This is a genomic window from Micromonospora sp. WMMD737 (genome assembly GCF_049179055.1).
In the GTDB taxonomy this organism is placed as follows: Bacteria; Actinomycetota; Actinomycetes; order Mycobacteriales; family Micromonosporaceae; genus Micromonospora; species Micromonospora reichwaldensis.
In genome coordinates this window covers 2,206,827-2,219,460 of the sequence record NZ_JBMHMH010000001.1, presented here as the reverse complement: position 1 = coordinate 2,219,460, position 12,634 = coordinate 2,206,827, and the positions used below count along the sequence as shown (strand labels likewise).

General features: G+C 69.4%; 17 protein-coding genes. 5 read left to right on the top strand and 12 right to left on the bottom strand.

Features of this window, described 5'->3' with window-relative positions:
- Positions 1–108: 108 nt before the first annotated feature.
- From ACN27A_RS08680 to ACN27A_RS08670, 3 genes are all read right to left on the bottom strand, one after another.
- Positions 109–237, bottom strand: coding sequence for a hypothetical protein (locus tag ACN27A_RS08680; protein WP_421451217.1), 129 nt, complete (start codon positions 235–237; stop codon positions 109–111).
- 179 nt (positions 238–416) lie between these two features.
- A complete protein-coding gene (locus ACN27A_RS08675; RefSeq protein ID WP_421451215.1) occupies positions 417–998 on the bottom strand; it encodes an AAA family ATPase in 582 nt (193 codons plus the stop codon).
- Positions 999–1,081: 83 nt separating this feature from the next.
- On the bottom strand, positions 1,082–1,624 hold the full coding sequence (locus ACN27A_RS08670; RefSeq protein ID WP_421451213.1) for an EXLDI protein: 543 nt from the start codon (positions 1,622–1,624) through the stop codon (positions 1,082–1,084).
- Positions 1,625–1,853: 229 nt separating this feature from the next.
- Between ACN27A_RS08670 and ACN27A_RS08665 the strand changes: the two genes are divergently transcribed.
- From ACN27A_RS08665 to ACN27A_RS08650, 4 genes are read left to right on the top strand one after another with little or no spacing between them, the layout of a single operon-like run.
- Positions 1,854–2,183, top strand: a complete 330-nt coding sequence (locus tag ACN27A_RS08665; protein ID WP_421451210.1) for a PadR family transcriptional regulator — start codon at positions 1,854–1,856, stop codon at positions 2,181–2,183.
- A gap of 2 nt (positions 2,184–2,185) precedes the next feature.
- A complete protein-coding gene (locus ACN27A_RS08660; RefSeq protein ID WP_421451209.1) occupies positions 2,186–2,557 on the top strand; it encodes a DUF1048 domain-containing protein in 372 nt (123 codons plus the stop codon).
- Positions 2,554–3,366: an ABC transporter ATP-binding protein gene (locus ACN27A_RS08655; RefSeq protein ID WP_421451207.1), complete on the top strand. Its 813-nt coding sequence runs from the start codon at positions 2,554–2,556 to the stop codon at positions 3,364–3,366. Before ACN27A_RS08660 ends, ACN27A_RS08655 begins: the two co-directional genes overlap by 4 nt.
- A gap of 10 nt (positions 3,367–3,376) precedes the next feature.
- Positions 3,377–4,138: an ABC transporter permease gene (locus tag ACN27A_RS08650; RefSeq protein ID WP_421451205.1), complete on the top strand. Its 762-nt coding sequence runs from the start codon at positions 3,377–3,379 to the stop codon at positions 4,136–4,138.
- 529 nt (positions 4,139–4,667) lie between these two features.
- On the opposite strand, the gene ACN27A_RS08645 is transcribed toward ACN27A_RS08650, so the two are convergent.
- From ACN27A_RS08645 to ACN27A_RS08625, 5 genes are all read right to left on the bottom strand, one after another.
- Positions 4,668–5,240: a winged helix-turn-helix domain-containing protein gene (locus ACN27A_RS08645; RefSeq protein ID WP_421451203.1), complete on the bottom strand. Its 573-nt coding sequence runs from the start codon at positions 5,238–5,240 to the stop codon at positions 4,668–4,670.
- 1 nt (position 5,241) lies between these two features.
- Positions 5,242–5,571: an SAV_915 family protein gene (locus tag ACN27A_RS08640; RefSeq protein ID WP_421458405.1), complete on the bottom strand. Its 330-nt coding sequence runs from the start codon at positions 5,569–5,571 to the stop codon at positions 5,242–5,244.
- Positions 5,572–5,605: 34 nt separating this feature from the next.
- Entirely contained in the window at positions 5,606–6,082 is a 477-nt protein-coding gene (locus tag ACN27A_RS08635; protein ID WP_421451200.1) for a universal stress protein, read from the bottom strand.
- Positions 6,079–6,594 carry a hypothetical protein gene (locus ACN27A_RS08630; RefSeq protein WP_421451197.1) on the bottom strand — a complete coding sequence of 172 codons (516 nt, stop codon included), beginning with the start codon at positions 6,592–6,594 and terminating at the stop codon, positions 6,079–6,081. Before ACN27A_RS08630 ends, ACN27A_RS08635 begins: the two co-directional genes overlap by 4 nt.
- A gap of 222 nt (positions 6,595–6,816) precedes the next feature.
- Positions 6,817–7,323 (bottom strand): hypothetical protein, encoded by a 507-nt coding sequence (locus ACN27A_RS08625; protein WP_421451195.1) that lies wholly within the window; start codon positions 7,321–7,323, stop codon positions 6,817–6,819.
- A 130-nt stretch (positions 7,324–7,453) separates the two neighbouring features.
- Between ACN27A_RS08625 and ACN27A_RS08620 the strand changes: the two genes are divergently transcribed.
- Complete coding sequence (locus ACN27A_RS08620; protein WP_421451192.1) at positions 7,454–7,972, top strand: hypothetical protein; 519 nt, start codon at positions 7,454–7,456, stop codon at positions 7,970–7,972.
- Between the two features lie 690 nt (positions 7,973–8,662).
- On the opposite strand, the gene ACN27A_RS08615 is transcribed toward ACN27A_RS08620, so the two are convergent.
- From ACN27A_RS08615 to ACN27A_RS08600, 4 genes are all read right to left on the bottom strand, one after another.
- Positions 8,663–9,286 carry a copper resistance CopC family protein gene (locus ACN27A_RS08615; protein WP_421451189.1) on the bottom strand — a complete coding sequence of 208 codons (624 nt, stop codon included), beginning with the start codon at positions 9,284–9,286 and terminating at the stop codon, positions 8,663–8,665.
- Positions 9,287–9,301: 15 nt separating this feature from the next.
- On the bottom strand, positions 9,302–10,531 hold the full coding sequence (locus ACN27A_RS08610) for a Dyp-type peroxidase (protein ID WP_421451186.1): 1,230 nt from the start codon (positions 10,529–10,531) through the stop codon (positions 9,302–9,304).
- Positions 10,528–11,133, bottom strand: a complete 606-nt coding sequence (locus ACN27A_RS08605) for a copper chaperone PCu(A)C (protein ID WP_421451183.1) — start codon at positions 11,131–11,133, stop codon at positions 10,528–10,530. Before ACN27A_RS08605 ends, ACN27A_RS08610 begins: the two co-directional genes overlap by 4 nt.
- Positions 11,134–11,782: 649 nt before the next feature.
- Positions 11,783–12,634 carry a tRNA (adenosine(37)-N6)-threonylcarbamoyltransferase complex transferase subunit TsaD gene (locus tag ACN27A_RS08600; protein WP_421451181.1) on the bottom strand — a complete coding sequence of 284 codons (852 nt, stop codon included), beginning with the start codon at positions 12,632–12,634 and terminating at the stop codon, positions 11,783–11,785.

Genomic DNA, 12,634 nt, shown 5'->3' with positions numbered 1-12,634 from the left:
TTCGCGGCGTCCGCAGCGTCAGCCCGACTGAGAAACAGCCATCCGCCACGGCACTCGGCCGCCTGGTCATGTCCGTGCCGTGCCACGGGCCGTCGCGTCGGATCCCGATCAAGCACCGGCAGGCAGACCGAGAACCTGGAGCATGACGTGCGCGGCACCATCAACGCCCACCACGACGCCGAAGGTCAGCCACCGTCCGGTGTCGGCGTACGGGTTCCAGTGCAGAGGCGGGTACACCGGACGCGTGCAGAGGTCCGGAACACGAAGTCCCACATGCCGCGACGGCGGCGAGCCTGGCGACCTACCTCCGCCAGTCACGGTTGGTGATCGTAGACGTAAGTTGATTCCCGGCCTGCGGCTACGTCCGTATGCCTGATCACGGCAGCCTGGCCTATATGGGTCGGTGCAGCGCGGTGTCATCGGTCAAGGCGGAACATCGCTGCGGCTCGAGACGAGGTGAAGCCCTCGGCCTCGCCGGGCACATCGACGACCACCTCGACACCCTCGTCGGCTAGTTGGGCAGGATCCGTGTGTCGTGCGGCGACCGCGGCATACCTTCGCACCTCGTGCGCCGGCACGCGCGCCGGTGCGGAGCGCTCCGCGTTACGGCGGATCAAAACCTCTTCGGCGACCCGGAACCGCAATGCCACGACCGGCCGGCCGTGCCGTTGAGCCCAGGCGATCATCCTGCTCCGCGCACGCGGCATCACGTGCGTGGCGTCGACCACGACCGGCAACGCCCCCCGCAGCCGCACCTCGACGCGACGGTCCAGTTCGTCGAACAACACCGGGTCGTCAGCAACGTCGAACCTGTCGCCGAACAGCTCACAGCGGACCGAGTCGCACGAGACGACACCGTCGGCGTCGATCCGGCCGCTGTCGACCCAGGCACGCGCGAACGCCGACTTTCCGGCTGCGGGCGGACCGACCAACAACACGAGGCCGACCGGCAGAACCGCGCCCGCCCGCTGGTCGCCCCACCCGCTTTCGTCAACCACGAGCAAGTACTACCCCGCACGTCATCCGGTGACGAGCAGTATCCGCTCATCGACATGATCGCCGCGTAACGGCCGGGCGAGAATCAGATGTCGAGGTCCTCCACGACCGGTTCGTCGTTGATGGTTCGCAGCGCGACCGCGTAGAGCTCCGAGGGCAGCAACGCCTGGAGTTCCTCGACGGTCTCGACGACCGAGAACGTGGCCTGGGCCGGTGTCCGCATCCATGCCTGGTCCGGCGACCAGTCACCGATCCAACCGCGCCACCCGGTGGCCCACCTCTTGCCGCGCTCCGCGTGGGATCCGACCGGGGTGTGCAGCTCTGACCGGGCGTGGTGAACGGCGAAGCGGCCCTTGCTGGTCCGGAACAGTGAGTATCTCTCTTCGCCCTCCCCGCTCGACGAGGTCCACTCGCCCAGCGCGGTCCCGAGGAAGCGCTTGACTACGGTGCGCCCGACGCCCACCTTCACGGTGATTTCATCGAATCCGGCCTGCTTGGCCTCCTCGACCTGGACCAGTCGACGTAGTGCCGTGACGATCGCGGCCGACAGGTTGCTGCCCGTCAGTTCCTGGGCGCGCACCAGCAGCGGCAGGTCGTCGTCGGCGATGTAGATCGTCTTGTTCGGCATCACTCTTCACCTCTGGACAGCAGTCTACTCATACGTGTAAGACTACGTACATGCATACGTACACGAGGGCGGCGGTGTGCGCGGTCGGGGCTGGCGGCCTCGCCGTGACGTCGGCTCGATGGTCGACCCAGCCCGCCAGCTCCGCTATTCGCTGTTGCTAAGTACCGGTACTCAGTGGTACTTTCTACCGGTAGCTAGCAACGTTGAGTACCTCGCAGGAAGGCTGTCAATGGGCAGGCAGATGACGGAGATGCTCAAGGGCACGCTGGAGGGCATCGTGCTCGCGGTTCTGGCCATGCGGCCGGCGTACGGCTACGAGATCACGGCGTGGCTGCGGGGGCAGGGCTTCTCCGACATCGCCGAGGGCACCGTCTACGCCCTGCTGGTCAGGGTCGAGCAGAAGCGCCTCGTCGATGTGGAGAAGGTCCCGTCCGAAAAGGGGCCGCCACGCAAGGTGTACTCCCTCAACGCGCAGGGCCGGGAATACCTCGAAGAGTTCTGGAGGACCTGGAGCTTCCTGACGCAACGACTGGAACAGCTCCACGAAGGAGGAAAGTAGTCATGTCGGATGCGGAAAAGGGCGGCCTTCTCGCGAAGGTGATCGGCCCCAAGCGCCGATGGCGGCAGTACAAGGCGCGAGTGAAGGAACTTCCCCCGAACTACCGGACCGCGGTCGAGGCCATCGAGCGATACCTGATGCACTTCGGGCCGGTGACCGCCGACAGCGCCGCCGCGCTGTTCGAGGATGTCGCCGACCTTTTCGAGCGGGCCGCGGCGGACGGAACACCGATCCGCGAGATCGTCGGGGAGGACCCGGTGGAGTTCGTGGAGGAGTTGGTCCGCAACTACCGAAGGGGCGGATATGTCGACCGGGAGCGGGCGCGGCTGACACAGGCGATCGAGAGCATCGAGCGGGCGGAGGAGCCAAGGTGACGAACCCGCAGGTGCCGGGACCCGCGATCCAGGTGCGGGGTCTGGAGAAGTCGTACAAGCAGCTGCACGTGCTGCGTGGGGTGGACTTCGACGTCGCGCGGGGCAGCATCTTCGCGCTGCTCGGCTCGAACGGCGCCGGCAAGACCACCGTGGTGAAAATCCTGTCCACTCTGCTCAGCGCCGACGCGGGGACCGCCGGGGTGAACGGTTTCGATGTCGCCACCCAGGCGGCGCGGGTGCGGGAGTCCATCAGTCTCACCGGGCAGTTCGCGGCCGTCGACGAGATCCTTTCCGGGCGGGAAAACCTCGTCCTGGTTGCCCGGCTGCGGCATCTCAAGAATCCGGGCGTCGTCGCGGACGACCTGCTCGAGCGCTTCTCGCTGACGGATGCTGGCGGCCGGAAGGTGTCGACGTACTCGGGGGGCATGCGCCGCCGGCTCGACATCGCGATGAGCCTCATCGGCAACCCGCCGGTGATCTTCCTCGACGAGCCGACGACCGGGCTCGACCCGCAGGCTCGCATCGAGGTGTGGCAGGCCGTCAAGGAACTCGCCGCGCAGGGCACGACGGTGCTGCTCACCACGCAGTACCTGGACGAGGCCGAACAGCTCGCCGACCGGATCGCGATCCTGCACGAGGGCCGGATCATCGTGAACGGCACCCTCGCCGAGCTCAAGCGACTGCTACCAGCCGCCAAGGTCGAGTACGTCGAGAAGCAGCCGACCCTCGAGGACGTCTTCTTCGCCATCACCGGTGCCGACAACAAGGGCGGCACCGCCCAGGATCGCATCGTCGGCGCGGACAAGTAGAGGAACCACGATGACCAGGCACTTCCTCGGCGACACCGCCGTCCTGCTGGGCCGATCCCTGACCCACGTCACGCGCAGCGTCGACACCATCATCACCACCGCGGTCACCCCGATCGCCATGATGCTGCTGTTCGTCTACGTGCTCGGCGGCGCGATCAACACAGGAACCGACTCGTACGTGAACTACCTGCTCCCCGGCATTCTGCTGATCACGATCGCGTCGGGTATCGCCTACACCGCGTTCCGGCTCTTCCTCGACATGAAAAGCGGCATCTTCGAACGCTTCCAGTCCATGCCGATCGCCCGGTCGTCCGTGCTGTGGGCGCACGTGCTGACGTCGCTGGTCGCCAACCTCATCTCGCTGGTGGTCGTCGTCGGCGTCGCACTGTTGATGGGCTTCCGCTCGGGCGCGGGACTGCTGGCCTGGCTCGCGGTCGCCGGCATCCTGACCCTGTTCACCCTCGCACTGACGTGGCTCGCCGTCATCCCCGGCCTCACCGCGAAATCCGCGGACGGCGCCAGCGGATTCTCCTACCCGCTCATCTTCCTGCCCTTCATCAGCTCGGCGTTCGTACCCACCGACACCATGCCCGGCCCGGTACGCGCCTTCGCCGAACACCAGCCTGTGACGGCCATCGTCAACGCCATCCGCGACCTGCTCACGCAGCAACCGGTCGACAACGACATCTGGACCGCCCTCGCCTGGTGCCTCGGCATCCTCATCGTCACCTACGTCTCCGCCATGGCCATCTACCGCCGCAAGGTCAGCTGACAGCCGACCTACCCGACAGGTACCCCGATCCCGCCGGACACGCCCCTCTGACCGGCTCCTGCCCCCGCCGGTCGCAGAACGGCCCAGCCTGTCGCTGAGCATCGGCCACCGCCGTGCCCTGGTCGGTTCCCACAACCGTCCAGGCCAGCGGTGGCCGCTCGACTGCCACGACAGCCGCACCGGTCGACCCGTGAGAGGATCAACCAGGTGGAGCACCCGCTCGTGAACCTGCTATTGGGATTGCTGGCCGTCGCGGCGATCTTCCTCGCCGTCGGACTGGGCGCGGCTCTATTGACCTGCACTCCACTCACGTCGCCGAAACCTCGCCGCACTGCCGACGAGCGTGATCTGGCACGTGACGTCGGCCGACGTGACCGATAGCCGCCTGAGCCACTCGCGTTCTGGTCCTCCGTGCCCGCGACGCGTCGCGCGGACAGGCCTCCGTTGCGGCCGCCAGATCCAGCTACTACCCGAATGCAACGAACACGCTGCCAGGGGCGGAACTTCCGTTACTGATCGTGGCCTGGATTCAATCCTCGACGACGAACAGCCGGTCCACGTCGCCGAGTCGGTATCCAACGCCGCGGACGGTGCCGATGGCCGGGCCGTGGCCGGCGAGCTTCTGTCGGAGCCGGCTTATGTGCACGTCGATGGTGCGGGCACCGAGATAGGCCTCGTGGCCCCACACATCACGCAGCAGCTGACTTCGGCTCAGCACCTGGTGCGGATGGCGAGCCAAGAAGACCAGCAGGTCATATTCGCGACGGGTCAGCGTCACCGGAGCCCCGTCGAGCAGCGCCGTGCGATGCAGCGGACGGAGCACGAGACCTGGCCTAGCTGAGCTCGGCACGACCCGCATCCGGTAGGACGTACGCCCGATCCGGCCGCCACTTGGCTCGGGGGCATCGACGACGATTCGAGGACGGATCACCCCGTCCGAGGCAACGGCGGCGACGGCCGCGGTGATCCGCCCAGCGAGCCTGCGTACGGCCTCGGTGGCGGCACCGTCGGCCTGCACAACAATGGTCATCTCAAGGGTCAGCCTGGGCATTGCGTTAGACAGATCAACCGGCGACAACACGGTGAGCGGGATGGCTGTCATCTCACGCCTGCAGGGTGCCGGCGAGCGCGGCGATGGAGGGGACCGACCGGCTTGCGTCGGACCGGACCCCGCCTAGGCGGGCAGGCTCAACCACCCTGAAGCGGCGCGTGTCGAGTGTGATCGGCCGGGTCACCAGCAGCGGATCCACCTGGATTCGAGTGATGCCTAGTGGCCGTAGCATCGTCCGCAGTGCCGACTCGCAGAGCAAAGTCCACTCCTGCTCAGGGCCCATCGCCCCAGCGAGCTGCTGTGAGCTGCTGAAAGCGAGACCGACCCGCTGCCCGTCTGGAAGCCGGGCCGTCCGTACGGTCAGCGCCTGCCGTCCCGCCATGCTGCGTACCGGGACGGCCCAGGTATCCGGAACCTCATCCATCGTGTTGCCCTCTCCTTACCATGCTGATTGACCCGGACAAGGCTGCCCGGTTAGTGAAGGAAGCTTTCGAGATCGTGGCCGCGACGACGAATCGCGGTAGGACACGCCAGCCCCGGCGCGGGCTGCCCACCACGAGCAGATCGGTCTGCCGCCCGGCGTGTTCGACCAGCACATGACCGGGATAGCCCTGCTCGGCTACCACCCGCACGTCCACACCCCGAGGCATCCCACCGAGCGCCGCCTCGAAGGCCTCCCGCACATAGCTGCGGGCCGTCCCGGTGAGGTCGGACTGCCAGATCCAGGGCATGATCCCGGGGCGCCAGAGCGGCACGAACGTCCACGCCCGAACCGCGTCGAGCGGCACCTCATCGCGTTGGGCGAGGCGCACAGCCGCGCGCAGCGCCGCCAAACCGGACGGGGAACGGTCCACACCCACCACGACCCGGCCGGCGGAGGTCAGGCGGCTCATGCCGGCGACGGCACCCGCGCCGTACCGCCCCTCGCCGGTGCCTCGGGAACGCCTGGAAGGTCGAGCGTGCGGAGGATGCTGTGCGTGATGACAACCTCTGCGCCACCCCGACGCCGCAAGTCAGCCACAGCACGATGAAGCACGGGAAGGCTGGTGGCAGAGAGCCGCACCACCGCGTCGATGTCGGCGGCGATCCACCAGGCGGCCACCGCGCAAGGATCCATCCGCAAAAAGTCCAAGAGGTGACTGCCGGGTGTGGCGGCGGTCAGACGTACGCCGACGAACATCTCATGTCGCCGATGCGGCTCGTCGTCCTTCTCCGCACACATCACCGGGCGACCAACAGTCCACTCGGGGCCGTACGCACCGGCTCGCGATTTCGTCGCCGCAAGCGTGAAGACGTCATGTGACCATGGTGGCCAGCCGAACAGGCCAAACCAACTGCCGATACGGCGACTTAACGTCGGACCAGGCAATTTTGACGCGCCGTTGACACCGACGGGGAGTATCAATCTCCTGAATCGTGGAGAGCGTCGTGATGCGGGCCTGGGGCCTCCAGGGCGGCTCACTGTGGCCGTACGCCACCCGGCCATAGCGGAGCGTGCTGGTGGGCGCGTGCGATGGCGGACGGGAACTCGACTGCATCATCTGGGACACCGGGACCGACTCACACACCGGCGACCAGTTCCACAGCTGCCTGCTACGCGTGCCGGCGAACAAGACATTCGGTCCGTTCACGAAACCCGTTGACCTCGTCGTCGGTCAGCTGATCGACGCCTGGAAGCTGGTTCGCCCGGCACAACCGGACCTTCCCGACCGGAAGACCCGCCAACCCCGCCGAGCATCGGCGGCTGCTCCAGGGCGGGGTGCCAATGGTCCGGCACGGGGTCGCGTACGAGCCCAACCCGCTGCTCGGCCGGGACGACGATGTCGCCGCGGTGGAGGCGCTGCTGCGTACCTCCCAGGTGACCTCGATCGTCGGGCCGGGCGGCCTCGGCAAGACCCGGCTCGCCAACGTCATCGACCGCCGCGCCGAGGTGCCGACGGTCACCGTCGTGCCGCTCGCCGGCATCGTCGCCACCGACGACGTGGCCCGCGAGGTCGCGATGGCCCTCGGTGTGGGCGAGCATGGGACGCCGGGCGCGGTCCGGCACACTGCGGGTACTGGTGACGTCGCCGTCGCCATTGCGGCCGTGCTCGCCACCGGCCCGTCCCTGCTGGTGCTGGACAACTGCGAGCACGTCGTCGCCGGCGCCGCCAATCTGGTCCGCACGTGCGTGTCGATGACCGCCGAGTTGCGGATCCTCACCACCAGCCCGGACGCCGCTGGGACTGTCGTCGGAGTCGGTCTACCAGCTGCCGGAGCTGAGCATGTCGATGAGCGTCGAGCTGTTCGGGCAGCGGGCACGGCCGGATGTCGACCTGTCCACGGCGGCCGTGGCGGAGCTGTGCCGCCACCTCGACGGGCTGCCGCTCGCGGTCGAGCTCGCCGCCGCGCGGGTGCGGATCATGTCGGTGGCGGAACTCGCCCGGCGGCTCGACGACCGGTTCGGCCTGTTGCGCGGCAGTGCCCGGCACGCGCCGCAACGCCACCACACGCTGCACGCGGTCGTCGACTGGAGCTGGAACCTGCTGGATCCGGCCGGCCAGGCGGCGATGCGCACGCTGTCGGTGTTCACCGACGGGTTCACCACCGACGCCGTGCGCCTGCTGCTCGAAGCGCTGCCCGCGACCACGCGCAGGGTCGACGTGCTGATGGTGCTCGACCACTTGGTCGACGACTCGCTGATCAAGGTGTTCGACACCCCGTCGGGCAGCCGGCTGCGGATGCTCGAGACGGTCCGGGAGTTCAGCGCCGCGCGCCTGGCGGCGGGCGGAACGACGACGTGACGACTGCGTTCCTGGGGTGGGCACGGGCGTTCGGCATGGCCAACCACGCGAACCTGCTCGGCTCCGACCTCTACAACACGGTCATCGCGGTCCAGGCGGAGCAGGAGAACCTGCTCCAGGCGCTCCGGCTGGCCCTCGGCCGCGACAACCAGCCCACCGTCGCGGCGATCGCCGCGGTCCTCAGCGGCCTGTGGAGCCTCCAGTCCAACCACCCGCGGCTCACGACGCTGATCCGGCAGACCTCCTGGTCGCTGTCGCACCACCGGCCGGAGCCGGCCTTCGTCGAGATGACCCGGACTGCCCTGACCATCGCCATGGTGTCCACGTTCGGCTCCGAGGGGCCACTGCCGGTACGGGCGGTCGTCGCGCTGCGGCGGCTCGGCCTGGCGCAGCCGGACACGAGCGCGCCACCTGTCCGCAACCCCACCATGAGTACGGCCACCGCTACCACCAGCGCCGCCGCGGCAGCGGAACGGCTCCGCCTGTCTCGTCGGGCATGCGGCCCACCACCGCGCAACCCAGTGGGTTGGGTGCGGTGTGGCTCAGCGGAAAGGGGAACGGTGTCTGGCACGTTGACGACCTGTATCAGTAGTGGACAGCCTGGTCGGGCTGGCGATGGGCTGGCTCGCCCAGGTGCGGCGGACCGGGATGACGTGGTCTGGTGCTGGCAGACGATGTCGGTGTCGGCGGTCAGGACGACCGCGACGGACGACGGCGCGCCAGCACCACGATCCCGGCGACGACGATCGCCACCAGGAGGATTCCGCCGCCGACCAGGACCAGCGCCAGGACCAGAGTCGTGGGCCGGTCGCCGGAGTCGCGGGACGCGGCGGCAGGGGTGGGCGACGCGGTGGCCGACTCGGTCGCCGGGGCCGCGGTGGCCGAGGCCGGGCTGGCCGCCGCAGTGGCTGAGGCCGGGCTGGCGGTGGGGTCGGCGACGGTGAATTGGTACGAGCCCTGTACCGGGTGTCCGTCGGGTGAGATGACCTGGTAGGCGACGGTGTAGGTGCCGTTGACCAGCGGCTCGTCGATCGTGACGGTGCCCGTGGTGCCGTCGACGGTGGGCTCGCCGGTAGGGATCTTCCGCTGGGAGGCATCGGACAGGACGATCGTGGTGAACGTCGGCTCCAGCTTCTGCATGAACCGCAGTGTGATCTGCGTCGGTGCGGTGGTGAGCCGGGCGTCCTTGGCGGGCGTGGCGGCTTGCAGCGTGTTGTGTGCGGCGGCCGGCGAGGCCGGCGCCAACAGAAGCGCCAGCGTGGTCAGGGTGGCGGCGATGAAAGCGGCAACGGTCGGGCGGGTGCGGGTGCGCATGGTTCTCCTGTCGGTTCAGCCGAGCAGCTGCTGGCCGATCCAGCCGCCCTGCGGGCAGCCGGGCGGGATCGCGAAGACAGCGGAGCCGATCGGGGTGGTCCACTCGTTGAGCAGGTCCCGTTCGGCGAGGCGCCGCTGGATCGGCAGGAACTGGCGGGCGATGTCGGCCTGGTACGAGGCGAAGATCAGCCCGCTGTCCGCGGCACCGTCCGCGGTGGGGGCACCGTCGTAGTTGTAGGGGCGGCGCAGGATCTTCAGCCTGTCGTCGCCGACGTGGGCGCGGGTCAGGTGGGAGAAGTCGGGAATGACGGTGAGCCCGTCGGGGCCGGTGGCGGCGAAGTCGGGCGCGTCGTGCTCGGCGGTGCCCGACAGCGGGGCACCCGTGTCCAGACGGCGCCCCACGGCCAGCTCCCGATCGGTGCGGCCGAGCAGGTCCCAGGTCTCCAGGTTCATGCTGATGCGCCGCAGCACCAGCGTGGTGCTGTCGCGCAGCCACGCCGGGCCGTCGGGCACCCACACGGCGGTCTCCAGCGGGCCGCCCGTTCTCGGGTTGGCGGTGCCGTCGAGTTGACCGAACAGGTTGCGCTGGGTGCGCCCGGCCTCGGCGCCGGCAGCACGCCGAAAACCCTGCTGTGTCCACCGCACCGTGGCGAACGGCCTGCTGTCCTTGACCAGGACCCGCTGGGCGTGGGCGACCGTGACCGGGTCGTCGGCGCAGATCTGCACCAGCAGGTCCCCTCCCGACCAGCGGGGCTGGAGCCGGTCGACGCGGAACGCAGGCAGGTCCGTCACCGACGCGGGCCGCCGCTCGTCGAGCCCGGCAGCGCGGTAGAGGCCCGGCCCGAATCCGAACGTCACGGTCAGCCGGGCCGGCAGCAGGCCGAGTTCGGGCTCGGTGTCGGCCAGCGCGGGACGGCCCTGGGTGAGGCGGGCCGCGTCGTCGGACAGCAGCCGCATCATCCGCCCCAAAGCGGCCCGGTCGGTGCCGGAGCGGAGGGCGAACGCGACGAACGCCGCGTGCGCCTGCGGTTCGGTGGCGACGCCGGCCTGCCGAGGGCCGTGGAACGGTTCGACCGCGGTGCCGACCTGCGCCGCCGGCACCGCCTCGGCGGCGGGGCCGTCCGGGCTGCCGGAACGGGCGGCCGTGACGCCTGCGGCGCCGGCGATCGCGCCACCGGCGGCCAGGGCCCCGCCGGTGAGCAGGCCACGCCTGCTCACCGGACGGACGGGCGACGCGTCGGTCATGAGGTCGGGCTCATGCTCATTCCCGGGCTGGCGGACATGCCCGGCATCGGCTCGCCGTGGCCGGGGGCGTAGCTCTCCTGCGCACCGGTGAACGGCTTCGCCACGGCGGTGAAGACCTGGGTGCGGCCGTCGCCGAAAGTGAGCGTGAAGGTCAGTTCGTCGCCGGCCCGCACCGGCTTGGTCAGGTTCATCAGCATCAGGTGATCGCCGCCAGGCTCCAGCGCGTGGCTGCTCTTCGCCTTGATCACGATGCCGCCCTGCTTGGCCCGCATCACCATCTTCCCGTCCTTCATCGCCATCTCGTGCAACTCCATCGGTGACACCTCCGTGGTGGCGGCGGTGATCGTCACGTCAGCGTCGCCGTCGTTGACGAGAGTGCCGAACGCGGCGGTCATGCCCTTGTCGGCGGCCTTCACCCACGGGTCACGGATCCCCAGCACACCCGCCGCCGCGCTGGTCGACGCCGAAGCCGTCGGCGACGTGGTGGCAGTAGGGCCCGACGAGTCGTCTGCCGACCCGCAGGCGGCGACAGACACGGCCAGAACGGCGGCGCTGAGCACGGCCGCCGGCCGCAGCAGCCGGCCGGTGATGGAACTGGGCATGACGCATCCCCTTCGAGGTCGATATCGCACGGATGGTCGCTTCGGCGCGACAGATGGTTCCCGCCGCCGCGGTAACTCTTGTCACCTGCACGGGCAGATCAGGCCGCCGCGTCCTGACGGTGGCGGGGTCGATCCTGTGGATGGTGGTGGCAGCAGCCGCAGTCCGGGCACCGGCACCTCGTCCTCCGCAAGCCGACACCGACGCTCGCCGGGGCGGACCCGCTCGGCGGGACCGCCCGGCGCTTCGTGGCTCGCACGAACGCGCCAGCGGCTTCGCGATCACCTCGACCAGCCGCGAGCACCCACGCGGTGACCTGGCCATCGTCCGTCGCCATCAATCCACCTTCATCACGATCGCCGAGTCCGGCCTACGAAAGGGCCGACACGTGTCCCCTTGCGGTGGTCGTTCTAGAGGGCACACCGGTTCCCGGGGCCACGCAGATCCTGACTACGGCCGATTGAGGTAGCCGGATTCCGGGCCTCAGGCACGCTTCGTAGATCGATGCCAGAGAAGGCGGGCACAGACGTGACGCTGCCCCGGGCGGTCGGGTGCTTGTGATCGCCCGTGGTTCGTCTCAGACGATGCAAGGGCGAGGACTGGCAGGCGCGTCGCCGGTGACGGTGTCGTAGCCGCCGCCCCGTCGTGTCGTCAGCGTGGGCCGTGCAGCAGTGCGCCGTGCAGGACGGCGGACGGGTCGGCGCTGAGGTCGAGTGGGTCCGGGGTGATGGTGGCGGCGGCGAGGAGGTCGCCGAGGGTGGCGATCATGGCGCCGTTGTCGGTGCAGAGTCGTGGTGAGGGGACTCGAAGCCGTACGCCCGCCGTGCGGCAGCGTTGTTCGGCGAGTGCGCGTACGCGGCTGTTGGCGGCGACGCCGCCGACGAGCAGGAGGGTGTCGGCGTGGTGGTCGCGGCAGGCGGCGAGGGCCTTGCGGGTGAGGGTGTCGGCGACGGCTTCCTGGAAGGAGGCGGCGATGTCGGCTACGGGAACTGGTCGGTCGCGGTGTTGTTCGACCCAGCGGGCCACTGCGGTTTTCAGGCCGGAGAAGGAGAACCGGTAGGGCGGGTCGTGCGGACCGGTCATCGGTCGGGGGAAGGTGATCGCGGCGGGGTCGCCGTCGCGGGCGATCCAGTCGATCGCCGGGCCACCGGGGTAGGGCAGGCCGAGCAGGCGGGCGACCTTGTCGAACGCCTCTCCGGCGGCGTCGTCGACGGTGTCGCCGAGGTGGACGACGGGGTCGTGGGCGAGGTCGCCGAGGAGCAGCAGGCTGGTGTGGCCGCCGGAGACGATCAGTGCGACGCAGCGGGCGGGTAGGGGGCCGTGTTCGAGGATGTCGACGGCGGCGTGCAGGTGGGCGCGGGCGGCGATTTCGGGGACGACGCCGCCGAAGCGGGCGTGCTCCTCCATGCTGGTGGCGAGGGCGTCGCCGAGCAGGACGCCGTCGGCGACGATGCCGACGCCGGTTTCGTCGCAGGACGTCTCGATGCCGAGGACGATCGGCAT